The 25,898-nt window shown below is 68.8% G+C and carries 18 protein-coding genes; 15 read left to right on the top strand and 3 right to left on the bottom strand.

Annotated elements, in window-relative coordinates; translation table 11 throughout:
- Positions 1–164 precede the first annotated feature (164 nt).
- The 3 genes from G472_RS40555 to G472_RS0110465 all read left to right on the top strand — a co-directional run bounded on the left by G472_RS40555 (position 165) and on the right by G472_RS0110465 (position 5,333).
- The gene (locus G472_RS40555; RefSeq protein ID WP_029008352.1) at positions 165–2,867 is read left to right on the top strand and encodes a glycosyltransferase; all 2,703 of its coding nucleotides are present in this window, start codon (positions 165–167) and stop codon (positions 2,865–2,867) included.
- Positions 2,868–2,997: 130 nt separating this feature from the next.
- Positions 2,998–4,101 carry a hypothetical protein gene (locus G472_RS0110470; protein ID WP_029008351.1) on the top strand — a complete coding sequence of 368 codons (1,104 nt, stop codon included), beginning with the start codon at positions 2,998–3,000 and terminating at the stop codon, positions 4,099–4,101.
- The gene (locus tag G472_RS0110465; RefSeq protein WP_029008350.1) at positions 4,098–5,333 is read left to right on the top strand and encodes a hypothetical protein; all 1,236 of its coding nucleotides are present in this window, start codon (positions 4,098–4,100) and stop codon (positions 5,331–5,333) included. The genes G472_RS0110470 and G472_RS0110465 overlap by 4 nt, the downstream gene beginning before the upstream one ends.
- Before the next feature lie 13 nt (positions 5,334–5,346).
- Here the strand turns inward: G472_RS0110465 and G472_RS37030 are convergent, their stop codons facing one another.
- Complete coding sequence (locus G472_RS37030; protein ID WP_156927070.1) at positions 5,347–6,495, bottom strand: hypothetical protein; 1,149 nt, start codon at positions 6,493–6,495, stop codon at positions 5,347–5,349.
- Positions 6,496–6,572: 77 nt separating this feature from the next.
- Complete coding sequence (locus G472_RS0110455; RefSeq protein WP_029008349.1) at positions 6,573–8,375, bottom strand: TIGR00180 family glycosyltransferase; 1,803 nt, start codon at positions 8,373–8,375, stop codon at positions 6,573–6,575.
- Positions 8,376–8,688: 313 nt separating this feature from the next.
- On the opposite strand from G472_RS0110455, the gene G472_RS0110450 reads away from it, so the two are divergent.
- From G472_RS0110450 to G472_RS0110425, 6 genes are all read left to right on the top strand, one after another.
- Positions 8,689–9,531 carry a transketolase gene (locus G472_RS0110450; protein ID WP_029008348.1) on the top strand — a complete coding sequence of 281 codons (843 nt, stop codon included), beginning with the start codon at positions 8,689–8,691 and terminating at the stop codon, positions 9,529–9,531.
- The gene (locus G472_RS0110445; protein WP_029008347.1) at positions 9,528–10,460 is read left to right on the top strand and encodes a transketolase family protein; all 933 of its coding nucleotides are present in this window, start codon (positions 9,528–9,530) and stop codon (positions 10,458–10,460) included. Before G472_RS0110450 ends, G472_RS0110445 begins: the two co-directional genes overlap by 4 nt.
- 58 nt (positions 10,461–10,518) lie before the next feature.
- On the top strand, positions 10,519–11,556 hold the full coding sequence (locus tag G472_RS0110440; RefSeq protein ID WP_029008346.1) for a zinc-binding dehydrogenase: 1,038 nt from the start codon (positions 10,519–10,521) through the stop codon (positions 11,554–11,556).
- A 135-nt stretch (positions 11,557–11,691) separates the two neighbouring features.
- Positions 11,692–12,318: an HAD family hydrolase gene (locus G472_RS0110435; RefSeq protein WP_029008345.1), complete on the top strand. Its 627-nt coding sequence runs from the start codon at positions 11,692–11,694 to the stop codon at positions 12,316–12,318.
- Complete coding sequence (locus tag G472_RS32425) at positions 12,308–13,336, top strand: phosphotransferase family protein (RefSeq protein WP_156927069.1); 1,029 nt, start codon at positions 12,308–12,310, stop codon at positions 13,334–13,336. The genes G472_RS0110435 and G472_RS32425 overlap by 11 nt, the downstream gene beginning before the upstream one ends.
- Positions 13,337–13,467: 131 nt before the next feature.
- A complete protein-coding gene (locus G472_RS0110425; protein ID WP_029008344.1) occupies positions 13,468–14,460 on the top strand; it encodes a GDP-mannose 4,6-dehydratase in 993 nt (330 codons plus the stop codon).
- Here G472_RS0110425 and G472_RS0110420 read toward each other — a convergent pair.
- Positions 14,423–17,017 carry a sulfotransferase domain-containing protein gene (locus G472_RS0110420; protein WP_156927068.1) on the bottom strand — a complete coding sequence of 865 codons (2,595 nt, stop codon included), beginning with the start codon at positions 17,015–17,017 and terminating at the stop codon, positions 14,423–14,425. The genes G472_RS0110425 and G472_RS0110420 overlap by 38 nt on opposite strands.
- A gap of 234 nt (positions 17,018–17,251) precedes the next feature.
- Here G472_RS0110420 and G472_RS0110415 point away from each other — a divergent pair, with 234 nt between their 5' ends.
- The 6 genes from G472_RS0110415 to G472_RS0110390 all read left to right on the top strand — a co-directional run bounded on the left by G472_RS0110415 (position 17,252) and on the right by G472_RS0110390 (position 25,898).
- Positions 17,252–17,917, top strand: a complete 666-nt coding sequence (locus G472_RS0110415) for a class I SAM-dependent methyltransferase (protein ID WP_029008342.1) — start codon at positions 17,252–17,254, stop codon at positions 17,915–17,917.
- A gap of 20 nt (positions 17,918–17,937) precedes the next feature.
- Positions 17,938–18,828 (top strand): sugar nucleotide-binding protein, encoded by an 891-nt coding sequence (locus G472_RS0110410; RefSeq protein ID WP_211100174.1) that lies wholly within the window; start codon positions 17,938–17,940, stop codon positions 18,826–18,828.
- 139 nt (positions 18,829–18,967) lie between these two features.
- Entirely contained in the window at positions 18,968–21,163 is a 2,196-nt protein-coding gene (locus G472_RS40120; protein ID WP_156927067.1) for a glycosyltransferase family A protein, read from the top strand.
- A 106-nt stretch (positions 21,164–21,269) separates the two neighbouring features.
- Entirely contained in the window at positions 21,270–23,441 is a 2,172-nt protein-coding gene (locus tag G472_RS32415) for a peptidase domain-containing ABC transporter (RefSeq protein ID WP_245593448.1), read from the top strand.
- A gap of 10 nt (positions 23,442–23,451) precedes the next feature.
- A complete protein-coding gene (locus tag G472_RS0110395; protein ID WP_051340659.1) occupies positions 23,452–24,819 on the top strand; it encodes an HlyD family type I secretion periplasmic adaptor subunit in 1,368 nt (455 codons plus the stop codon).
- Positions 24,820–24,842: 23 nt separating this feature from the next.
- Positions 24,843–25,898 (top strand): tetratricopeptide repeat protein, encoded by a 1,056-nt coding sequence (locus G472_RS0110390; protein ID WP_029008338.1) that lies wholly within the window; start codon positions 24,843–24,845, stop codon positions 25,896–25,898.

Below are 25,898 nucleotides of genomic sequence, written 5' to 3'. Positions count from 1 at the left end.
TAGAATTTTTCTATCAATGTGCGGGTATATTCGTCAAATTGCTTTGAAAATCTACTCTTCTCTGGTACGTTTCTTTCCTATCCCGGAACCGGAACGGCGCTTTTTTTGTCGCCTGCTCAAAAAAAAGCCGAACCACCATCGTAACGACGATTCGGAACGCTTCCATGCCGGAGATCGCCACTCTTCCCTTGTCGGACACGCCCAACCCGGCGGAGTGGTTCGCGGACGTCCCGCCGCCTGCGAACAACCACGGTGATGCCACGGACCCCGACTGGGCCGGGGAACTGCCCGGCGTCGGCGTGGCCCTGCCGCTGGAATGGCTGCAGGAGTCCCGGACATCCGCGGCGGCGGCCGTCGCTTCCGACGACGCGGCGACGGCGAACGTGGTTCCGTTCTCCCGCCAGGGAAGCGCCGCTCCGGATGCACCGGCGGCGGAGGGTGCCGCCATCCTCAACGCCGCGCGCACCGGCGACACCGACCGGATGCGGGATCTGATCGCCGGCAACCCGGTCGCCGCCGATTCCGCCCTGTCGGTGGCGCTGGCGGAAGGCGCCTTCGACATCGTCGAGTTCATGATCGGCAACGGGGCTCCCATGCCGTCGGAAGCGTCGGTCCGCACGGCGCTTGCCGGCACGACACCGGACGGGGCCGGTGCTGCGACCATGGCGATGCTGCTGCGCGGCCCGTTGAACGCGCGGATCGCGTCCGGCGATGCGCAGCGCACGGCAGCGCTGCTGGCCTGGCCGGGCATCCGCGCCGATCTGATTGCCGCCGCGCTGCAGCCGGCCATTGCCGGGGACAGCGCCGAGCCGGTGGCCGCCGTACTGAAGGCCGGGCTGTCGATCGTTCCGGATCTCGCGTCGGCCCTGCTGGTCGAAGCGGCCCGTTTCGGCCGGCCGGGGCTGGTGCAGACCCTGCTGGGACACGGCGCCGCCCCCGGCTATGCCGGGGGTGCCGCAATGATCGCCGCCGCCGCGCACGGCCATGCCGCGGTCCTGCGCTCGCTCCATGGCGTCGATCCCGCGCTGACCGGGCGGATTCAGATGACGCTCCTGAACACGGCCGCCGCCAACGGCCACATGCCGATCATCATGGTCCTGAAGGAGTGCGGGATCGATCTGGTGGCCATTGCCGGTGTCGGCGTCGGCGCTGCGAAAAGCTGCGGCCAGGATCGGATCGCGGAGTTTCTCGTCCGCCTCGGGGCGGTTGCCGGGCTGGACGACGCGGTCCGTGCCAACGAGATGGCTCGCGTGCTCGACATCCTCGCCTCCGGGGCGGCCGACCATGGCCGGATCAACCGCGCCTTCCTCGTCGCCGCCGAACACGGGCACGCCGTCATCGCACAGGCGCTCATCCAGAAAGGCGGCGCCAACGTTCGCGTCGACGACAACGCCGCCGCCATCCTCGCGGCGTCGAAGGGTCATACCGCTGCGCTTGAAGTGATCCACCGCTTCGGTGGCGACATCTTCGCCCACGGCTTCGCACCGCTGCGCGCCGCGGCAGCCGGCGGCCATGTGGCCACCGTGCGCTACCTGCTGGAAAACGGTTCCGGCGGCCAGGGCGATGCGGCCCTGGCCGCCGCCGCCAACGGTCAGACCGACACCGCACGCCTGCTGTACGAGGTCGAGGCCACCGAAGCGGCCAGGGTGGGGGATTTCAGTCGCATCGAACGCCTGCACGCCGCGATGGCGCCGGATGCCGTCCTGCTGAAGCGCGCGGCGAACGGCGCCCTGTTTCCGGGGCACGCGGATTTCGTGCGGTCGGTGATCGAGATCGTTTCCGAATTGCCCGATGCGGCGGCGCCCGATCCGCGCGCCGTCGCGGCCATGGCGGAGCCGTCTGCGTACCCCCGGCGCACGGTCGCGATCCTGATGCCCAACTACAACCATCAGCATTTCCTGCCGCTGTCGCTGCAAGGTGCGTGCGGCCAGACCAGGCCCGCCGACGAGGTGCTGGTCCTCGACGACGGCTCGAGCGACCGCAGCCTGGACGTCATCCGGATGTTCGCCCGCTGCTATCCTCAGATCCGCATCATCGAGAACCGCCGCAATCGCGGTCTGACCTATTCGATCAACAAACTGCTGCACGAGGCGAAGAGCGAGTACATCGTCTGCGCGGCCGCCGACGACCGCCTGTTGCCGGAGTTCCTGAACCGCTCCATGGCGGTGCTGGAGCGCAACCCGCAGGAAGCCATGTGCTTCTCGCATCTGGTGATCCACCAGACGAACGGCGAGGTGTCCGATTGGTCGGCCAACTCCCCCGACCAGTTCGGCTGCCGTGACGTTGCGGGCTTCATCCCGCTCCCTCCCTCCGCCCTGTTGGATCGCTTCAAGCGCCGCGGTTACATGTGGATGACCAGCAACGCCATCGTGGCCAAGCTGGACGCCATGCTGGCCTGTGGCGGCTTCCGTCCGGACCAGGAATGGCATTCCGACTGGTTCACCTATTATGCCATCGCTTTCCGTTACGGTGTCATTGCCGTCCCGGAAACATTGGCCATCATTCGCGCCAACCCCGGCGGATACTCCGACGCCGGAATGCACAATCCGGCGCGGCAGAACCCCGTGCTGCTGGCCATCGCCGACGCCCTGAAGGCTCCGGAGAACCGCGACCTGCTGCGCATGTGGCGCCGGACCCCCGCCGTCCTCAGCGTCCTCGGCACCCAGCTTCTGGCGGTGGTCGCGCGCACGCCCCGGCACTGGGACATCGCCGTGCCGCTGGGATGGTGGTGGTTGCGCCGCCGCCGCCGCGAGAGCGGCAAATCCTGGACCGGTTTCCTGTCCGCAGCCGTCGCCTCGGGCATCCGTTCGGCGGCCGGCAGGTTGGCCGGCGCCATCCCCGGCCGTTCGGGGCCGGCGGGCGGCTGATAGCGGCCCCGTCCCCGGGAGACATCCGATAGCACTGTCCCGATCAATGCCGGAGCATTGATCTGTCGGGTTTCACGGTCGGCACTCGATGGAAGGGATCACGTGCCGACCGGTTGACACGGAATGCTCCATGCCCGCACTGCTGCGCCGCCGCCTGCTGACCCAACCCGCGTCCGTGGCCGTTGGCATTCTCGACTTCTCCTACGCTCCCTATGCCCTGGGGGACACCATCACCTGGCAGGTCAACCAGTTGGTTCTGGCCCGCGAGAACTGGATCGGCGCCGTCGACCATCTGGTGATGGTCGATCGCTACAAGCCGGCCAACAAGTATCAGCCTCACATCACCTCGGCCAACTACATCACCCACCTCAACAGCCTCATGCCGGCGCTTTACATCAACCCGTTGTTGCGCACGGTTCGGGTGTTCCATGATCGGGACAACTTCCAGTTCGCCCTGATGGCCGGCTGGCGCCTGGGGCGGCCGGCCTGGCCGTCTTACGATGACCATTTCCGCGGCGCACTGGACTTCTCGACCCATCGGCGGATCGACGAGCATTACCGCGCACACGGCTCGATACCGCGGCTCGGACCACCGCGCGGTTTCGGTGCGTGGGCCGGCCGGACACTGGCCGACCGGTTTGCCGGCCGCTTCGTCGTCGCCGTCCACATCCGCAACACCCTGTACACGGCGCATCCCAACCAGTTCCACCGCAATGCCCCTCTGGCCGAGTGGCGGGCGTTCCTGGACCGGGCTCAGCGGGAGCGCCCCGATGCGCTGTTCATGCTCATGGGAGGGTATGACGAGTGGGACTTCGCGCTGGCCAACCGGCCGAACGTGTGGGTGCCGCGCCGTGAGGGGCTGGGCCTGGCGCACGAGTTGGCGCTGATGATGGCAAGCGACCTGTTCATGGGATCGTCGAGCGGTTTCTCGGCGATGGCAACCTTCTCCACACTGCCCTACGTCATCACCCACATCGAGGCGGGCGCGGCGAACTACATCTTCCTGGACGTCGGCACCCCGCGCTATCATTTCGGCCTGCCCAATCAGGTCCTGCACTGGCCCGCCCCGGACCGGAACGACCTGTGGTCCCTCTTCTCGGACGCCCACGGGGTCCTGAAGGACACCACCGGGGATCGGGCGCGCCAGTTCGCCGGCCACGGCGACGCGGCGCCCGTCGTGCAGGAACCGGGATGCTCCGGTTTTCCCACCGCCCCGCAGCAGGACGCCGTATGACCGTCTCGCCCCTGCGCCGCCGCATCGCCGGCGCCACCCGCCGCTGGCTCAGAACCATGGCGCACCTGACCGCGGAGGCTCCGCCGGCGGGTGATGCCGGATCGGTGCCCCCCGCCGGGATCACCATCGTGCCGGGCTGGCCACCCGACACCCTGCCCGATCGGCAGGCGGCCCTGGCCAACCCCACGGCGTCGGGCATCGCACCTCCGGCGGGGGCGCCGGTGCCGATGCGTCCGGTTCTGCGGGCCCGCCGCAACGGCAGTCGGAGCCAGCGGTCCCTGATCGTCCGGGTGGGCGCGGCGACCCCGCAGGTGACACTGCGCCGCTTCCTGCTGTGGCAGCACCGGCTGCAAACCAGCGAACCGCTGCATCGCTGGCAGCATGTCAGCATGACCTGGGAAAGCGATCCGGCACTGGCCGGGTCGCCCGCCATCGGTCTGGAATGGGCCCGGCAGACCACGCTGAACGTCTTCATCCAGTCCGGGCCGGGGTGTGCCCGGGCCGAGTGCGTGAACCGTCTGGTCGAGATGATCTTCGCCACCCACTACATCAAGGACGTGTCCATCGATTGGAGTGCGCGGGATCTTGGATTGAGTCTCGATCTGCTGGCCACGGACGAGGAGTTGAACCGGGCGCTGCGGGCGGGCCATCCGGTCATCGACCTGGGGCGTCCGGCGCCGGACGGATTCATTCCGACGCCGGCACATGCCTGGATGATCCGTTACGACATCCCTTCGGGATCCCGCCGGACGGCGCAGATGTTCCTGCGCATGGGCGCCGCCGATTTTCGCCGCATCCTGGCCGTCAGCCTGCCGGAGGACGACACCGGCGAGGTCCGCAACGGCCTGGAGTCATGGCTGCCAATTCTGAAGGAGGCGGCGCGGCGGCATCCCGGCACCGTTGTCTGCGTCCTCAATCTCTGCGGCGGGCAGGGTCGCGCGGCCATGGGGCGGTTCCGCTGGCTCAAGACCGTGCGCGATCTCGGATTCGGAACACACGATGCGGTCGCTCTGACCGAATTCGCCGATGCCTACTTCGGCGTCCTCGATGTCTTCGGCTTTGCCGCTCTGCGCCAGAACCGGCGGGCGGCCTTCCTGCCCCTGCCGGGCGAGCCGGACCAGGGTGCCGCCCCCGGAGACGGCAGCCGACAGATCCGGATTCCCGACGGGGCCGGCGCTGCGGCAACCACAGCGGCCCTGCTCACCCTGCTCCGCGCATCCGAATCGGATTGACCCGACGGAGCGGTCAGCCGGCGGGACGCAGAACGGCTGGCCGACCCTCCTGGCGGCCGTGGCTGACGTAATGGGCATACCCGGACGGAAACTCACCGGCCGCAACCGCCCGTGCGACATCGGGATTGTCCACCAGATAGGCCTGTTCGTCGAAGATCTGCCGGACGGGTGGGGCGCTGCCGGCAGCCTGCGCCGGGGCGGGGCCGCGAGCCGGACCGCAGGCGCCCTGCACCCCCTTTGCCCGCAGCGTCGCCTCCCGGCCTTCGCTCCGGCCGTGCTCCCGGTAGTGATCATGGCCGCTGGCGAACATGCCCCGGCGCACCGCTTCCGCGACGTCGGGATACCGGCGCAAATAGGCGTCCTCGTCGAAGTCCGCAGCGCCGGCGTCCTGTGGAGCGGATCCTCGCATGACCGTGTCGTTGACGATCTCCGCCAGGACGGTGGTGACGCCGTGCATCCAATCCCGCAGGGAGGCAATCGTCCGGCCGGAATGAACGGCGGGCAGGCCCGTGCGCGCCGCCACTTCGGGGGCCTCCATCCGGCAAATGTCCTCGATGCTCAGATCGAGCATGGAGAGCAGCGGATAGGCCGTCCGATCCATCACCCGGACCCGGCGGAACCGGGCGCCGGCGGCCTGCGCCTCGCTGACCAGCTCACCGCAGCGCGCTGCGTTCCGCGCCAGCGCTATCGCACCGTCCTTGTCGCAGGCAAGAAGCCACAGACGTGCGCCCGGCAGAAGCGTCGGCGCCTGCCGAACGATGCGCAGGGCACCGGCGAAGGCACGCGGATCGGCGGTGACCGGAACGACGATCGCCGTCGCCGCGCACGGCGCTTCTGCAGCCGGCCGGCGCCGTTCCGCCCGGGCAGCGAATCGGCCCCACGTCTGTGCGCCGAAATCGGCCACCAGCGGGGTTCCGGCCGTGAGGGCGCCATAAAACTCCTGCCAGATCGCGTCGTCCTCCCCGCCGTCACCGGCCGGCGGCACACAGGTGACCGGCAGACCGGGGAACAGACGCTGAAGATACGGCTCCTGATCGAACTCGATCGCCCGCGCTCCGGAAAACATTTCTGAAACGTAGGAGTAACAGACCTGGGCGAGCGTGCTCTTCCCGACGCCGCCCTTGTCATTCGTGAACACGATTCGCGGGGGTATGGCGGTCATGGCCTTCGCCGGACGAGAAGATCGGATACCGTTGGATATCAGAATCCGCCGGCACGGTCCAGGGCAGCCCGGCGGGCTCAACCCGCGGCGGCGCGGGCCAGCAGCGTCGCCGCCGCGTCATGGCCGTGCGCCCGCGCAATCGACGCGGCGCAGGCAATCGCCGGGCCATCATGCATCGGACAGTCGAGAACCCGCTGCAGGCAGTCCCGATCGTCCCGCTCGGCGCCGGCAGCGAGAATGGATGCATAGAGATATGCGGCAATTCGCCCGTGACCATGGGTCAGGGCGTCCCGCAGGGCGTCGGGCCCGGCTTGCGCCAGGTCGATGCCGTCGGCGATGAGGCGGAGCACGGCATCCCGATCGCCGGCGGCGGCGGCCCGCCGCAAGGCCGGCAGGCCGGCACGGGCGAGGTGTTGGCGGAGCGGATTGTCCGGCCGCCCCTCCAGCGTGCGCAGCAGCGCGCCGTCGCGCGCGTGCGGGTCGGCGCCGAACTCGACCAGCGCGACCGCGGCATCCCAGTGGTCGGCGTTCACCGCCGCGAACAGCAGCCTGCTGTCCTGTGCCCGGACGTCCGCCCCCTGCCCGGCCAGGAACCGGACGATGGCGGTGTGCCCCTTGTAGACCGCCTGCTCCAGCGCTTCGTTGACAATGCCCGCGGGCACGACGGCGGCGGCGAAGATCTCCTCGATCCGCTGCCGGTCGCCGTGATGAGCCGCCATGATCAGATCGATGTCGGCGAACGCCGGACGGTACGCATCCATACGGGCAGCCACTGCGGCCACCCCTTCGGCACCGACCAGACGGCCCAGCGTGCGGTCGAAGGCTTCGTGAACCGTATAGACCCGCTGCGGCGTCGTGATGGCCCGCGGCCAGGAGCCGGCGGCGGCGCCCACCGTGTCATCGTCCCGGTTCAGTTCGGCGTAGTGCTGATCGTGCAGCGGTCCCTGGATCGCATCGTCGGACCAGAACTCTGCCGGGGAGCGTCCGCTCAGCACCTGCCGGATGATGAACCCGTGGCTGTCCCGCCGCACGTCGAAGGCCGCGTTGCGCATCAGGAAGAAGACGTGCATGAGGTCCAGCGCGCGCGCGCCCCCGTCCGCCACCGGCTCCAGGTCCGGGCGCTCCGCCAGTTCGGACAGGAGGATGTCGCGGTACCCGGCATACGCGACCGCCAGACCGGCCGGATCGCGGATCAGCCACTCCAGCGGATGCCAGTTCTCGTAATGCTCCGACGGGCGTGCGCTGCGGCCGTTGTAGACACAGGGAACGCGGGCCACCTTGCCCATGGCCGCGGTCATCACGCCCGACAGGAGTTCGGCGAACATGACGCTGCGCACCGCAGCCAGCCGGGAAAAGATTCTCTGCAATGCAGACGTGCGGTACACCGCGTACGTTATCGCCTGATAATTGTGTAGAAGCTCCCCGATCCGGCCGAGGGCGCCATCACCGGCGATGCCCGGACCATAGTAGGGCACGTTCAGCAGATCGACGCCGCGATGCCCCTGGTCGAGAAAAGAAAAGTAGTAGCCGTGGGCCGCCACATGGTCGGGGGCCCGCTCCAGAACGTCGACGCAGGCACGCACGCCGTCCACCATGACCAGATCGTCGTCGGCGCAGAGGGCGCAGTACGGCGTGGTCACGTGCAGGAAACCGTCGCGGAACTTGTCGAAAGGCGCCGTTGCCGAGTCGTACTCCCGGTAGTCGACCCGGAGATCGACGGCGGGCAACAGGGCACGGGTGTGCGCACGGTGTTCCTCGCGCCCCGAATCCAGCACCATGACCGGAAAGTCCGCCCCTTGCGCCGACAGCATACGCAGAAGAGCGGACAGGAGATGGGAACGGTTGTACGTCGGAACGACGAGCGTGAACAAGGATTGCATGTACACCTACCGTGACGCAACCGGACGGCTGCCGCACCGTAAGAGTGCCCGGGTCGATGTGTCAAGGACACGCCCACGACCCGTTGCGAGTATGGAAGAGATGGCTTTCTCAGCATGAGTGCGCGTCGACTCCCCGTGCTCCGTTCTCTTCAGTTTGACAAGTCGATCCTTGCTCCGGTAGGTATGCCCTGACGCCTGAGGAAAGGCGTATCCGGTTTGCCGTAGCTATGGTGCCGACCCGGTTGCGTGCGCGGCGCCGGACCCGCGGTTCGCAATGCACAGCGCGCCCACACCCCTGAGAAGCGAGACTGGAATGGACATTGCAGCCGTCGCGGACCGCCCTGACACCGCCGAACTGAAGGCCATCGCCGCCCGCCTGAGAGGCCGGGTGGTGGAGATGTCCCACATGGCCGGGACGCCGCACCTTGGCTCGGCGCTGTCGTGCATCGACATCGTGACGGCCGCCTACTGGGCCGTTCTGCGCATCGACCCGCAGCGTGCGGACGATCCCGACCGCGACCGCTTCATCCTCAGCAAGGGGCATGCCGCCACTGCGCTGTACGCCGCCCTGGCCGAACGCGGATTCTTCCCCCGTGCCATCCTGGACGCCTATAACACGGACGGGGCGGCCCTGGCCGAACATCCCGGCCCGAACTGCGTTCCGGGGGTCGAGGCGGCCACCGGATCACTCGGCCATGGACTGCCCATCGGGCTGGGGATGGCGCTCGCCGCCCGCATTCAGGGTCGCGCCCACCGTGTCTTCGCTCTGCTCAGCGATGGCGAATGCAATGAAGGATCGGTTTGGGAAGCGGCGATGTTCGCTCCGGCCCGGACGCTGGACAATGTCTGCGTCATCGTCGACTACAACAAATGGCAGGCTACGGGCCGCAGCAACGAAACCCTGGCGCTGGCCCCGCTGCGGGACAAGTGGGCGGCCTTCGGCTGGGACGCACACGAGGTGGACGGGCACGATGTGGACGCGCTGGTCCGCCTGATGGAGCGGGTGCCCAACGGCAGCGGGAAGCCGGTCGCCATCATCGCCCATACGGTCAAGGGCAAGGGCGTGTCGTTCATGGAAGACGACAACAACTGGCATTACCGCATCCCCAAGGCCGACGAGGTCGAGCGGGCGAAGAAGGAGCTTGGCCTGTCATGAGAAACGCCTTCGCGGACGAGATCACCAGGGCCGCCGCCGCCGACCCCAGGGTCGTCATGCTGTCCGGCGACATCGGCAACAAGCTGTTCGACCGTTTCAAGGATGCCTGTCCCGACCGCTTCGTCAACTGCGGGGTCGCTGAGGCGAACATGATCGGGGTGGCCTCCGGTCTGGCGCTGTCCGGGATGCGGCCGGTCGCGTACACCATCACGCCCTTCATCACCACCCGTGTGCTGGAACAGATCCGTCTCGACGTCTGCTACCACGATGTTCCGGTGGTGATCGTCGGTGTCGGCTCGGGCCTGGGCTACGCGTCGCTCGGCCCGACCCACCACTCGTGCGAGGATATGGCGTTCCTGCGCGCCCTTCCGGGCATGACCGTCCTGGCTCCGGCCGATGCCGCCGAGGTGCGCGGCTGCCTGCGTGCCGCCCTCGCCCACCCCGGCCCGGTCTACATGCGCATCGGCAAGAAAGGTGAACCGGCCGTCCACACCGAGGTGCCCGCCATCACCATCGGCCGCAGCCTGGTCCTGCGCGAGGGCACCGACGTGTGCCTGCTGGGCGTCGGCACGCTGCTGCCGGAGGTGCTGGCGGTGGCGGAGCGCCTGGCCGGGCGCGGCATTTCCGCCTGCGTGGTCAGCGCCGTCAGCGTCAAGCCGCTGGACGAGGACCGGCTGCGCGACGCCTTCGACCGTTTTCCCCTGGTCGCCACCATCGAGGAGCACAGCCTGATCGGCGGCTTCGGAGCCGCGGTCGCCGAATGGCTTGCCGACCGGCCGGCGCCGGGACGCGGGCGTCTGTTGCGCTTCGGAACGCAAGACCACTTCATCCACGAGGCCGGCGAGGTCGAGCACGCCCGCCACCTCAACGGCCTGACGGTCGACGCGATGACCGACCGCATCCTCGGCGCCCTGGCGCCGGCCGCCTGACGGTCCGCCCCCACCCCCTCGGCCCGCCCCGCCCAACCGCCGTCCGGAAAGACACCCCATGAAGACCCAAGCTGCCATCCTGGTCGAACTCGGCAAGCCGCTGGAAGTCGTCGAACTCGGCATTCCCGCCCTCAAGCCGGGGCAGGTTCTCGTCGAGATCGCCTTCAGCGGCGCCTGCCACACGCAGGTCCTGGAGGCGCGCGGCCATCGCGGTGCCGATCCCTTCGTTCCGCACTGCCTCGGCCACGAAGGCTCGGGCACGGTGCTGGAGGTCGGCGCCGGGGTGACCAAGGTGGCCCCCGGCGACACCGTGATCCTGTCCTGGATCAAGGGCAGCGGCGCCAACGTTCCGGGGTCCGTGTACGACTGGAGCGGCCGCCCGGTGAACGCGGGCGGCGTCACCACCTTCATGCGCCACGCCGTGGTCGCCGAGAACCGGGTCACCAGGCTCATGGCCGGACTCGACCTGAAGACGGCGATCATGCTGGGCTGCGCGCTGCCCACCGGGTTCGGCGCGGTGGTCAACACCGCCTCTCCGGGGCCGGGGCAGAGCATCGCCATCTTCGGCGCCGGCGGCGTCGGCCAGAGCGCCATCATGGGTGCCGTCGCGTCCGGCTGCGCCCCGGTGATCGCCGTCGATCCCAATCCCGCCAAGCGCGAGCTGGCGCTGCGCTTCGGCGCCAACCACGTCATCGACCCCGCGGCGGGCGACCCGGTGGCGGAGATCCAGGCGATCACCGGCGGCGGTGCGGACGTTGCGATCGAGGCGACCGGCCTGCCGGCCGTCATGGTCCAGGCGGCCCGCTGCGTGCGCCCGCAGGGCGGCAAGGCGGTGATCGTCGGCAATGCCCGGCACGGCGAGAACGTCACCTTCGATCCGCGCCTGTTCAACGACGGCAAGAGCGTGCTGGGCACCTGGGGCGGTGACAGCGTGCCCGACCGCGACTACCCGCGTTTCGCCCGTCTGATCGCGGCCGGCCGTATCAACGTGGAACCGCTGCTGTCGGCGCCCTACCGCCTGGAAGAGATCAACGCCGTCCTCGACGACCTGGAAGCCGGCCGCGTCGGACGTCCGGTGATCGACATGTCGCTGTGACGGGATGCTCCGGTTCGGGCCACCGGCGGCCCGGTCCGGAGACACCGGCAGGCCCGGGGGAATTCGCAGGTCTTGCCGAACCCGCCCGAAGGGAGGCGGAGTCGGGGTACCTGCCTGGCGCGGAAAGACGACTCCATGCGGATCGGCATCGACTTCGACAACACCATCGTCCGCTATGACGACGTGTTCTATGCGGCGGCGCGCGAACTCGACCTCATTCCGGCCGAGGTCGTACCGACCAAAGCCGGTGTGCGCAACCACCTGCGCGCGATCGACCGTGAGGACGACTGGACCCGGCTGCAGGGCTACATTTATGGCGCCCGCATGGAACTGGCCGAACCGTTCCCCGGGGTGCTGGACTTCTTCCGGCGGTGCGTCGCCGAAGGCGTGGACGTCTGCATCGTCAGCCACAAGACGCGCACACCCTACCTCGGCGAAGCGTACGATCTGCACGCCGCGGCGCGCGGATGGCTGGAAGCGCAGGGATTCTTCGATCCGGGGGCCATCGGGCTGGCGCCGGAGCGGGTGTTCTTCGAGCTGACGAAGGACGCCAAGCTGGCCCGCATCGGCGCCGAGACGCGAACGGTGTTCGTCGACGATCTGCCGGAGTTCCTTGCGGAACCGGCCTTCCCCGCCCGGACCGCGCGCATCCTGTTCGATCCCAACGGCGCGCACGACGGTGACGACCTGCCGTTCGAGCGTGCCGCCACATGGACCGCGCTTGCCGGACGCCTGCTCGGCGCCCCGGTCCATGCCGGTTGATGCGGACACCCGCCGGGCGGTCGGCAACCTGCTTGCCGCCGCCGGACGAACCGGACCGTTCGAGCTGGCAGCCATCGCCGGCGGCGGAAACAACCGTGCTTTGCGCGTCGACCATGACGACGGTCCGCTCTTCGCCAAGCTGTACTTCCACGATCCCGCGGACACCCGCGACCGCCTGGCGGCGGAGTTCGGCTTCGCCGCATTCGCCTGGGCGCGCGGCGTGCGGGCCCTGCCGCAGCCGCTGGCGCGGGATCCGATGCGGCGCATCGGACTCTACACCCATGCCCCCGGCGCCCGCCTTCCGGCCGGCACGGTGGATGCCACGGCGGTGGCGGCGGCCCTCGCGTTTCATGTCGACGTCAACCGCCATAAGGACCATCCCGAGGCCCGCGTCCTGCGGCCGGGATCGGAGGCCTGCTTTTCCCTTGCCGACCATCTCGGGGTGATCGACCGCCGCCTGCGCCGGCTGGCAGCCATGCAACCGGCCGACGCCCTGCACCGCGACGCCATCGCCTTCGTGGAGGCGTCCATGCGCCCGGCGGCCGAGGTCCTGCACCGCCATATCACCGACGGCGCCCGCCGGCTGCGCCTCGACCCGGCGGAGCCCCTGGCCGAGGCGGACCGCTGCCTCTCGGCCTCCGATTTCGGCTTTCACAACGCCCTGATCGACGACTCCGGGCAGTTCGCCTTCATCGATTTCGAGTACGCCGGGTGGGACGACCCCGCGAAGGTCATCGGGGACTTCTTCTCCCAGGTCGAGGTCCCGGTGCCGGAAACGTTCCTTCCCGCATTTGCCGACGCCCTGGCGGCCGGCCAGACGGATCCCGAACGGGAACGCCGGCGGTTCGACCTGCTGCTGCCGCTCTACCGGCTGAAGTGGACGTGCATTCTGCTCAACGATTTTCTCCCCGCCGGCGACAACCGTCGCCGGTTCGCCCGGCCGGACACCGACGACGGCGTCCGCCGGATGGCCCAACTCGATAAGGCGCGCGCGATGCTGCGCCGCGCCGTCCCTTAGATCGGATCGCGTCCCGTCGCCCGCGACGGGACGCGATCCGATCGACGAACAATGACCATGGAGCATCATGCGCCGCCTGTTCCACCGCGCATGATGCTCCGCACCCATCCCATTCAGCCGCAGAGGGGCGCATGGCAAAGTACGTGGTGATCGGCAGCAACGCCTTTTCGGGTCAGGACTTCGTCGACCTGCTGCTCGACGACCCCTCGCGCGAGGTGATCGGCATCAGCCGGTCGCCCGAGAAGCCGTCGTACATGCTGCGCTACCGTCAGCGGCCGGACCTGTCGCGCTTCCGCTTCGCGCAGTTCGACATGAATCGCGACATCGACGCCATGCTGGCGTTTCTCGACAGCGAGCGGCCGGACTACATCGTCAACTTCGCCGCCCAGAGCGAGGTAGCGCCGAGCTGGGAACACCCGGACCATTGGTTCCAGACCAACACGGTGGCGCTGGCCCGGTTCGTCAACCATATGCGCAAGCAGAACTATCTGAAGAAGTATCTGCACGTTTCCTCGCCGGAAGCCTACGGCAACTGCGTCGGCACCGTCACCGAAGACACGCCGGACAACCCCAGCACCCCTTACGCCGCTTCCAAATCCGCTGCGGACATGCTGCTGAAGGTGTACCAGAAGCAGTACGGCTTCCCGGCGCTGTTCGTGCGCGCCACCAACGTCTACGGCGCCCGGCAGCAGCTCTTCAAGATCATCCCGCGCACGGTGATTTACATCAAGATGGGCAACCGCATTCAACTTCACGGCGGCGGCGTTGCGGTGAAATCCTACATCGAGGTGCGCGACGTGTCGCGGGGTGAGCTGGCCATGCTCGAGGCGGGTGTGGTGGGCGAGCGCTACCACCTGTCGCCCGACGGCGGGATCGCCGTGCGCGATGCCGTCGCCATGGTCGCCGCGCGCCTCGGCAAGACCCTTGAGGAGGTCGCCGACATCGCGCCGGAACGCCCCGGCCAGGATGCCGCCTACGTCATCGACTCCGGCAAGGCGCGCCGGGAGTTCGGCTGGGCGCCGCAGATCGGCTTCGAACAGGGCGTCGCCGAAACCGTCGATTGGGTCGAGGCGAACTGGGACGCGATCAGGTGCAGTCCGCTCGATTATCAGCACATGGCGTGACCGCGACGGCAGCAGCGGCAGCGGCGGCTCCGCCCCGCCGCCGCCGGGCTCGCCCGGCCGGCGGCGGCGTGATCCCGATCGGCCGGAAGTCGACGTCGGGATAGTGCTGCGCCATGGCAAGGATCAGCGCCCGCAGGTCGGGAGCCAGGCCGGCACCCCGGCCGGTTCGCGCTTGATTGCGGCGCGTATCCTCGCCGGACATAGCGGCGATTGCCGCGCGCAGGTCGGCATCCTCGCGCGTCAGCCCGACGACGTCGAGGATGCGCTGCACCGTTCCCGGAGTGTCCGCCACCAGCTCCTCATAGGTGACGATCAGCCGCGTCCCGCTCCGCCACCAGCCGACATAGAAGTTGAAGAACCAGGGGACCGCCAGGCGGACCAGGAAATCCTCCACGGCCGCATCATCGCGCGCGGCAATCACCTCGTCGGCGTAAGCCATGGGAAAGCGCGGGGATTCGCCGCGCATGTGGTCGCGCATGCTGACCACCACGTCGAAGATGTTGCGGACCAGAACGATGGGCGTGACCCCGAAGTCCGTCAGCAGGCGCTCGGTCGGCACGCTGTGCCGCAGGTGGTTCTGAGCAACGTAGTCGGCACCTTGCCAGCGCGCCAGCGTCACCGGATCCAGTTCCTGCTCCCGCCGGTCGCCGCCGCGGTCCAGGCTGATGTGGGCGAAGCCGAGGCAACGGGCCAGAAGTTTGCTGAGAAAGGTCGAGCCCGACTTCATCATGCAGGCGACCAGCAGATGCCGGCCGCCGGCCGCCGGCGCCTGACCGTCGAGCACACGCCGGAGCGCCGGAATGGCGGGCGACGATTCGTAGGTGGCCCGCAGTTCGTCACGCTCGCGCTCCGCGGCGGCAAGCGCCGCGCGCAGTCCTTCCACCGCGTTCGCCGACCCGTCCCGGGGCCTGCGTTCCGGCAGCGGCAGGTGGACCAGGCTGCCGTCGGCAAACTCGGCCACTACGACGATCGTGTCGTCGGGACGCCAATCGACGGGAACGCCGAACTCGCGTTTGAAGCCGCAACGGATCGCCGGCCCACCGAAGTCGGTCCGGTCCACGGTCGGCACGATGGAATCCACCGGGCGGCCGTCACAGAAGACCAGAACCCGCACGGCGGCGATCCGTGCCGAGGGGTCGACCGCCCACCCCACCAGCCGGGCCGCGCCGCCGGCGGCACCCCAGACCTCCACCGCACCCAACTGCCCGGTGCGCATGGGCAGCGTCGTGCCACCGGCCCGTGCGGTCACGGCGCCGCCGGGATCGCGAGCCACGCCGAGGCCGGCGGCCGGGCGCAACGAATCGAGGGCGTTCCGCAGGGAAGCGGGAAACACCGCCTCCGGCCGGGCACGGGCGCGCGCCGACAGGGCGATCCCGGTGCGCAACAAGGTTTCCGGCGGCAGCAGTGCCGCCCCGCCGCAATCCGGCGCGAGAATCAGCAGATGCAGCAGGTCGCGCGGCAACCGGTCCGCGGCCAGGCACCGTTCGATCAGAATCCGCACCCGCGGTCCGTCGGGAAAACGCCGCACGGCGTCGAGAAGATGGGGGAAACCCTCGCCGAACGGCAACGCATCGCCATGCTCCCGCCACAGCCGGTCGGCTTCGGCACGCCGCCGCACTGCCGGGGCGCGGTCACGCGTCACCAGCACCTCCGCACCGGCCGGACCGGTCCGCACCCGGTCGACGATGCGCCGGTTCGGGCCGAGGCCCGCCGTGATCGCGACAACCCCGCCCGACGGATCGTCCAACGGGCGCGCGATCGTCTCGTGGACGTGCAACCACCGGGGGCCCTGCTCTCCCATCAGGGTCTCCAGCGCTGCCACCATGTCCCCGTCGTCGGTATCCACCCCCCGGCCGATGTGGCAGAGATCGACGGGCAGCGGCAGGATACGGTCCAGACGATGAGCCGGGCAAAGCACGATGCGGGGCGCTCCCCGCCGGCGTGTCAGGGACTCCGCGTCGGTCCCGTCGTCCACATAGACGATGTCGCCCGCCGGAGCGTGCAGGCGCGCGAACACCTCGGCGAAGAACAACCGCTCCGGCACGTCCACGATGACGCATTGGCCGGCGCGGTGGATGCCGTTCCCCAGCCACAACCGCGCCAGGTCACCGTACCCGTCCGCCACCTCCATGACCCGGCGCGGCCGCACATGATCGAGGCAGTGCAGAATGGTCCGCGTGCGCGTGAGTACCGGTTCGCTGAGCGGGCGCGACGCGCACCGGACAACCCGCCGGGGATCGCTGACCTCCGATTCGCCGAATGATCCAAGCCGATCCGCGTGCATCGCGAACCGCTCGCCGAGCGCCGCCAGAATCTCGCGAACCGCCGTCGCGGGATCGTCGCCGACGGCGACGTCCTCCAAACCGCCGGCGGCCCGGTGGGCCTGGGCGATATGAACGGCTTCCACGGCCGTCCGCACCGTTGCCATGCGCGCGCGCAGCGCTGCCCGTTCCGCCGTCGGCGGCTCTCCGGCCGACGCGCCGTCGCGGTGGCGCTCCGCAAGCGCCATGAGATCGCCGATGGGCCGTTCGTCGGTGACCGGATCGACCTGCGTCACGTACGTCTCCACGGTTGATGCGCCGGCGTCGGCACCCGCTGTCATTCCCTTCAAAGTTATCGGCGGAGATCCATGATATGGCAAGACCCCGCTAAGAATTCTCTTGCATTTGATAAGGAGTTCGGCGAACAAAACGACATATGCATGCTCGCGCGGTCTGCTGCGTGCCGAATGCTTCCGGCCGGTTCCGACCCTGCGACATTATTGACCGCATACCAATGGAAGGCGCAGGGGATGGCAAACGTCGAGTTTATCTCGAAGATCCACAAATCAACCAAGCGTGACTACATCGGACGCGTGACGGAGTTCGATAAGGCGGTTGCGGCGGAGCTGGCCTGCAAGTTCGATAAGGACTACTGGGACGGATCGCGGCACACGGGGTATGGCGGTTACCGTTATGACGGCCGCTGGGGTGTTGTGGCGGAAGACATGATCCGACACTACAACCTTCCTGAAGACGCTCGCATTCTCGACGTCGGCTGTGGCAAGGGATTTCTTCTTTATGAATTCACTCGCCTCCTGCCGAATGCACAGATCGTTGGCATTGACATTTCTTCGTATGCCATCGAGAACGCCAAGGAAGAGGTCAAGCCCTTTCTTCAGGTGGGTGATGCGGCGAAGCTGCCCTTCGACGATCAGTCGTTTGACTTCGTCGTCAGCATCAACACACTGCACAATCTCTACCTGCCCGACCTGTGGAGCGCCGTCAGCGAGATCGAGCGGGTGGGCAAGGGCAACGCGAAGCACATCGTGGTGGAAGGCTATCGCAACGAGCGTGAGAAGGTGAACCTGATGTACTGGCAGCTCACCTGCCGCGCCTTCCACACCCCGGCGGAATGGGAGTGGCTGTTCGCCCAGCGCGGCTACACCGGCGACTGGTCTTTCATCTATTTCGAATGACCGGACCGGTGAGCGATACGGTGGACGCCCTGGTCGTCGGCATCGACGGCGTGATCGGCCGGGCCCTGGCGGCCCGGCTGGCGGCCGGCGGAACCGCCGTCACGGGCACCTCGCGGCGGGTCGGCGCGCCGCGCGCCGGCGTGATCCCCCTCGATCTGGCCGAACCGCCCGATCGGTGGGTGTTGCCCGCCCGGATCGGCACCGCATGGTTGCTGGCGGGAGTCACCGCTCAAGCCGCCTGCCGAACCGATCCGACGTCGACCGGACGCATCAACGTTACGCACACGGTCGCCCTGGCGCAGCGGCTGGCCGCGGCCGGGGCATTCGTGGTCTTCGCCTCGACCAACCTCGTCCTCGACGGCAGCCGGCCCCGGCAACCCGCCGACTCACCGCTGCGGCCCCTCGGCGCCTATGGAGCGCAGAAGGCCGCGGCCGAGGAGGGGCTGCGCACGCTGGCGGACGCCGCCGCGGTGGTCCGGTTGTCCAAGGTGCTGGCCCCGGACTTCGTTCTCATCCGCCGCTGGGTCGAGGACCTGCGGGCAGGACGGCCGGTGACGCCGTTCAGCGATCTGATGCTGGCGCCCACCAGTCTGGATTTTGCGGTGGAGGCACTGGTGCGCGTGGGCCGCGCCCGCCGCGGCGGGGTGTACCAGGTTTCGGCGGCCGACGAACTCAGCTACGCCGACCTGGCACACGGGGTTGCGCGGCGCATGGCGGTGGACCCCGGCTTGGTACGTCCGACCACGAGCGTCGCGTCGGGCATCGTCCTCGACGCGCTGCCGCGCCATGCGACTATGGATGCAAGCCGGCTGGAACAGGACCTGAGCCTGCCGCCGCCGCCGCCCGAAGCTGCGCTCGACGCCTGCCTGACGCCGGACGAGCGGCAGCCCGGCGGCGGAAAGGACGGCTGATGCCCCGCTCGGCACCAACACCCTGTCGCCGTAAGGTGCCTGTTGCCGAACGGTGGTTGCCTGTCCCACGGTTTACGGGAGCGCTCGCGTCCGCCGGAAGCGCTCCCCCGGCGCCGATCGCCCGATGAGCGAGTGCACCATGCCTGAGTCCTCCGCCGACACCGCAACGGCCTCCATGGCCTGGTTCGATGATGCCGGTCCCTTCGTTCCCGGCGCCCGCCCGGCGGACGACGCGGAGGAGCGGTTCGCCCCCGACACCGCAGGCTTCTGGTGCGAGGCTCCGGCACCAGAAGCGGGCGCCGCCGCCGGAATGGTGGCGGCCGACACCCCGGTCGCCCCGGCCGGCCCGGAGGGAGCCGCCGCGCAGCCCACGCCGGATGCCGCCACCGCCACCGCTGCGGCGCCCACCCCGCTGACCGAGGCGGCGCGCCGGGGCGATGCCGCCACGGTCGAGGCGCAGTTGAGTCTGGGGGCCGACCCGCGGGCCGACGGCGGCGCCGCACCGGCGGCAGCGGCAGCGGCCGGGCACCCGGCGGTATTGCGCCTGCTGCACCGGCATGACGCCGCCCTGGTCCACGATCTGCGCTGGACCCTGGTCAATGCGGCGGCGGCCAACGGCCACCTGTCGGTCCTGGCGGTCCTGCGCGAATGCGGTGTCGACCTGGTGGACGTGGCGGCGGCAGCCATCGGCGCGGCGCGAAGCTGCGGCCACGACCGCATCGCCGCCTATCTGGAGCGCTTCGCCGCCGTGAACGACCTGGAAAGCGCCGCGGCGCACGGCGACGCGGCGCGTGTGGCGCAGATCCTGCTGTGGCCGGTGGTCGACCGGGTGCGGGCCGATGCGGCGCTGCTGCGCGCGGCCGCGCACGGCCACGCCGCGGTCATGCAAATGCTTCTTGAGCGCGCCGGCGCCAATGTTCGCACGGGCGACAACGCCCCGCTCATGGCCGCTGCCGCCGCAGGCAGCGTCGCCGCCGTCGACGTCGCCCTCCGGTTCGGCGCCGACCTTCATGCCCGGAGCGGAGCGTGCGTCCGGGCCGCCGCCGCCGGGCACGACGCGGTGGTCCGCCATCTGGTGCGGCACGGCGCCGTACCCGACGCGCACACCGTGGCCGTCGCCGCGCAGAACGGCCATACGGCGCTCGCCCGTCATCTCTACGGCGTCGTCGCGGAGCGCGCCGCGGCCGTTGGCGACACCGCCTGTGTAGAGCGCCTGCACGAGACGCTGCCGCCCGACCCGGAGGCGCTCAAGCGGGCGGCGAACCACGCCCTGCTGCCCGGCCATGCGGCCTTCGTCCGGACCGTCATCGATCTCGCTGCGGCCCGGACCGACACTGCGGCCTTCCCTGCGCCGGTCGCTGCCGGTCCGCACGCGGTCAGCGGCCGGCGGCATACCGTCTCCGTTCTGCTGTACAGCCACAACCGCGCCGCCGACCTGCCGCTGGCACTGCAAGGGGCATGCGCGCAGACGCGGCCGGCGGACGAGATCCTGATCGTGGACGACGGATCGACCGACGGCAGCCTGTCGATCATCCGGTCCTTCGAACGCTGCCATCCCGGAATCCGGCGGATCGGGAACGGGGGAAACCGCGGCTTCGCCTGTGCCATGAACAGGCTGCTCCACGAGGCCCGGGGGGATTTCGTGGTGCTGGCATCCGCCGATGGCCGGCTGCTGCCGGAGTTCCTCGAACGCAACCTGGCCGTGCTGGACCGCAACCCGCAGGCCGGCCTGTCGTTTTCCCACCTTGTGATCGATCCGGGGGACGGAACGGTGGTCGACCGGGCCACGACCATGCCCGACCGCTTCGGGCTGGGTGACATGCCGGCCTACGTCTACATGCCTCCGGCGGCGCTGGCCGAACGCACCCGCCGCCGCGGCCTGCCGGTGATGCCGGCCAACGCCGTGGTGGCCAGGCGCGACGCCGTGGTCGCCTGCGGCGGCTTGCGGCCGGACCAGCCCGGGCTCAGCGACTGGTTCACCCTCCACGCCGTCGCCCTGCGGTACGGCGTCGTCGCGGTTCCCGAGGCTCTGGCGGTCGTCCGCGCCGACGCGGACGAACGGCCGGCCATTGCGGCAGCGGACCCGGCCGAACGCCGCCGCGCCCTGCTGGCCGTCGCCGATGCCCTGTCACTGCCGGAAACCCGCGACCTCCGGCGATTGTGGCGCGACCTGCCGGCGGTGCCGGGCATGCTCGGCCCGGATCTGGTCCGCGTCCTCGCCGGAGTGCCGCACCACTGGGACCTCCTTGCGCCACTCTCGCTGTGGTGGCTGCGACGCCGGGGCCGCGACGGCGGACCGCCGACGCGCCATCGGGCCGCGGCGGCACCGGGATGATCCGGCGGCACCCGACCGGGCCGTCGTCTCGTTAACCTTGTTCGCTGCAGCCACTTGCAGTAATGAATATTCAGTTCAGAGTGTCGCGATCAGTGGAGAGTACGGCGTGGCAGATCCGGGTCAAATCGACAGCACGACGACCGATTCCGCTCTGCAGGCTCTCATCCAGCTTGCCGCGCTTCGCGGCGTTCATTTGCCGGTGGCAACGATCCGTCGTGATTATCCGGCAACAGATGGCACATTGCCTTTCCCGATCCTTGCGAAGATAGCGGAGCGATACGGGTTGCAGGCGCGTGTCGCCACCATGCGGTGGGACCATCTCGCCAAGCTCGCGAAGGCTCTGCCCGTCATGCTGGGCATGCGCAACGGCGGTGCCATGATCCTGGTCCGCTTCCTGCCGGGAGGACCGGTGCCGGTCGCGCAGTTGCGCGATCCCCTCGATCCGACGCAGACGATCGTATCGGTCGACGAGCTGCGGCTGACCGAGGCGTGGGATGGCCGGGTTCTGCTGCTCAAGAGGCGTTTCGGCGAACGCGAGGCCGATCGCCCCTTCGGCCTGGTGTGGCTGATCGGCCAGGTGTTGCGCGAGAAGCGGATTTTCCGCGACATCGCCATTTCCGCGTTCATCCTCAGCCTCTTCGCCCTCGCGCCGATCTTCATCTACATGGTGATCATCGACAAGGTGCTGACCTACCAACGGGAATCGACCCTGCTGGTACTCGCCGTGGTGATCGGCTTCATCCTGTTCTTCGATACCCTGTTCGGCTATGTTCGCCGCTATCTGGTGGCGATCGCCTCGGCGCGCATCGACGCCCGCCTCAGCGTGTACGTTTTCAATCGCCTGATCGGCCTGCCCATCGATTTCTTCGAACGTCGGCCGACCGGTGAAATCGTCTACAAGGTCAACGAGATCTGGCGCATCCGCAACTTCCTCACGGGGCAGTTGTTTACCGTCCTGCTCGATATGATGACGCTTCTCGTCATCATCCCGCTGATGTTCTGGCTCAGCCCGCTGCTGACCTTCATCGCACTCGGTATCGGTTTCCTCATGTGCGTGGTGATGGTGGCGTATCTCCGGCCGATGGCGCGGGCCTACACCCGGGTCGTCGTGGCGGAGACGCGCAAGAACTCGTTCATGATCGAGAACATCCACGGCATCCGCACGGTAAAGTCGCTGGCCGTCGAGGAACTGCGGCGCACCGAATGGGATGCGCGCGTCGCCGAGGCCGTGCGTGCGCACACCGCCATGCAAATGCTGGCCAACCAGCCGCAGACCATCCTGCAGCCGCTGGAGAAGCTGATCTTTTCCGGAACGCTGCTGGTTGGCGCGTACATTGCCCTTGAGGGAACCAGCACCATCATGGTCGGCACCCTCGTCGCCGTCACCATGCTGGCCAACCGCCTGGTCCAGCCGTTCGTCCAGACCGCGCAGCTTCTCCAGCAGTACGAGGAGGTGCGCGGCGCGCTGAACATGGTCGCATCGGTGGTCAACACCGAACCGGAGCAGCTCCCCGGCCGCCGCGGCGTGCAGCCCGTCATCACCGGCCACATCGAGTTCCAGGACCTCCGCTTCCGCTATGCCGGCGCCGAATCTCCGGCCCTCGACAACCTGTCCTTCAACATTGCCCGTGGCAAGATCATCGGGATCATGGGGCGCAGCGGCTCGGGCAAGACCACCGTCACCCGGCTGCTGCAGGGCCTGCATCGGAATTATGAAGGTCTGATCAAGATCGACGGCGTCGACCTGCGCGAAATCGATCTCACCCACCTGCGATCGCACATCGGCGTGGTGCTCCAGGACAACTTCCTGTTCACCGGCACGATCCGGGACAACATCATGGCGGCCAACCGCAGCGCCACCCTGAACGACGTGATCCGGGCGGCCCGGCTGGCCGGCGCCGAGGAGTTCATCGACCGCCTGCCGATGGGATACGAAACGTGGATCGAGGAGGGGTCGACCAACCTGTCGGGCGGCCAGCGCCAGCGCCTTGCCATCGCACGCGCGCTGCTCGTCGATCCGAAGGTGCTCATCCTCGATGAGGCGACCAGCGCCCTCGACCCCGACAGCGAAGCCATCGTCAACAACAACCTTCTGCGCATAGCCAGCGGCCGCACCGTGATCGTGATCTCGCACCGGCTGACATCCCTGGTCGCGTGCGACAGCATCATGGTGATGGAGCGCGGCAAGCTGATCGACATGGGAACCCACAGGGACCTGCTGCGTCGCTGCCAGATCTACAGCCATCTCTGGTCACAGCAAAACCGCCACATCGCGTGAGGAGTTCGTCATGTCGGTTCTGCTGCGGCGCGCCAGTCCCGAGGACTTTGCAGCGCAGGCCATCAACGACTTCCAGGGCGAAACGGCCGAGATCACCGGGGCTCCGGAACCGCTGCTGCTGCGCAGCGCCATTCACATCCTGGCCGCGATGGTCGTGGGCGCGCTGTGCCTGATGGCCGTGGCGAAACTGGAACGGGTCGTCATCGCCTCCGGCCGGATCGTATCGGAATCACCGACGCTGCTGGTCCAGCCCCTGGAAACCTCCATCGTCCGCAGCATCAACGTACGCCCCGGCCAGGAGGTCAGGAAAGGCGACGTGCTGGCGACCCTGGACCCCACCTTCTCGGCCGCCGACCTGTCGTCGCTGCAAACCGAGGCGGAGCGGTTGCGGGCCGAGATAGCCAGGCTGGAAGCGGAGAAGGAAGGGCGGGACTTCGCGATCATCGAGGATTCCCCCTTCTTTCAGCTCCAGATGGCCATCTGGCGGGCACGCCAGGCCGAATACCGGTCGATGATCAGCCGGTCAAAGCAGCTCATCGACACCGCGAACATCACGATCGCCCGGGCGTCCGACGACGTGAAGCACTACCGCACCCGGCTCGGGCTGGCCTCCGACGTCGAGGGCATGCGCAAGGAACTTGAACGCAGCAAAATCGGCAGCCGCCTCAACTCCCTGATCGCGGAAGACGTCCGGGTCGAGATTTCGCGCAATCTGGCGGAGGCGGAGAACACCATCCGCGCCGCCCGCAACGATCTTGAAGTGCAACGGTCCGATCAGGAGGTTTTCATTCAGAAATGGCACGGAGCGGTGATCAAGGATCTGCTGGACCGTCGCGCCGAGTTCCACGCCGTCCAGGAACGTCTCGCCAAGGCGCAGCGGCGCTGGGAAATGGTGGACCTGCGCGCGGTCGAAGATGCCGTGGTGCTGGAGGTTGCGGATTTTTCGGTCGGCGCCGTGGTGCAGCCGGCGGAGAAGCTCATCACCCTGGTGCCGACCATCGGGCAGTACTTTGCCGAGGTCGACGTCGATGCGGCGGACCAGGGGTTCATCGCCGCCGGCCAGCCGGTCAAGATCAAATTCTCCGCCTATCCGTACATCAAGCACGGGACGGGTGAAGGCGTCGTGCGAACCATCAGCGCCGACTCCTTCTCGCGTACGGAAGACCGGCGGGACATCAATCGCGGCCGCCTGCCCGAACGGTTCTACCGCGCGCGCATCGACGTAACCGACCTGGCGCTCCGCGGCGTCCCGGATGATTTCCAGTTGACGCCGGGCATGCCGCTGTCCGCGGACATCGTGGTCGGCCAGCGCACGATCCTGTCCTATCTGCTGGAAGGAGCGATGCGCGGCGCTCTGGAAGGCATGCGCGAACCGTAACCATCCCCGGGAAAGGAACGGACGTGGGCGCATGGTCCTGGATACCCCGCCTGAGCAACCCGGCCCGGCACTATGCCGGCGGCAACAAGGCGATGGCCCGGGGCAAGCCCGCCGTCGCCGTCGCCGCATGGCGTCGCGCCGCACTGGCCGGGCACGCTGAGGCCGCGCTGAAGCTGGGTGACGCGTTCACCAGCGGCACCGGCGTGCTGCGCAGTCTGGTGGATGCCAAACACTGGTACCGCATTGCCGCCGAGGCCGGTCTTGTCCGGGCCCAGGTTCGGCTTGCCGAGATCTGCTGCGCCGGCATTGACGCGCCGGCCAGCAGCCTGTCCGCGCACGCCATTGCGGCGCTCTGCCCCAACGGCACCGCCCTGGAACGCGACGACAGCCTGGCCCGGCACTGGGCACTGGCCGCCGCCCGCCAGGGCGACGCGTCCGCGCAGGCCCTGCTCGGGTTCCTGTACGCCAGCGGGCGCGGTGGTGACGTCGATCATGAGCAGGCCGCCCACTGGTACCGTCTCGCCGCCGAACAGGGCTCGTCGCGGGCGCAGCTGGGATTGGGAATCCTGCTGGCCGGCCATTACCTGGGCGAGCCCGACCACGCCGCGGCGCTCCACTGGTTCAGGAAAGCGGCCGACCAGGGCAATGGCACCGCCCTGTACTACGTGGGCATCATTCACATGAAAGGCCTGAGCGTCCCGGCCGACCCGGTCGCCGCCTGCGCCTGGTTCGAACGGGCGGCCCGGGCCGGCAGCGCCGAAGGGCAGCGCGCGCTTGGACAGGCGCACATCGAGGGGAACGGGGTGGAACGCCATCCGGAATGCGCTGAAACCTGGCTGAGACGGGCGGCGAACCAGGGCGACACCGAGGCAATGGCCGCCCTCGGGGACCTCCATGCCCGCATCACGGGAAATGCCGCCGAGGCTCTCGAATGGTACCGTGCCGCCGCCGGCCGGGGACACAAGGGTGCCGCCGCCGCCGTCGCCCGGCTGACCGAGCACCGGCAGCGGCGCGCCGAAGACAGATCCGTTCCGGAAACCGGTGCCGGCGGACAGCACCTGACGTCGACAGGGAGATGA

This window comes from Azospirillum halopraeferens DSM 3675, assembly GCF_000429625.1.
In the GTDB taxonomy this organism is placed as follows: domain Bacteria; phylum Pseudomonadota; class Alphaproteobacteria; order Azospirillales; family Azospirillaceae; genus Azospirillum; species Azospirillum halopraeferens.
The sequence above is the reverse complement of the archived record's forward strand: the minus strand, read 5'-3'. Positions and strand labels throughout refer to the sequence as shown.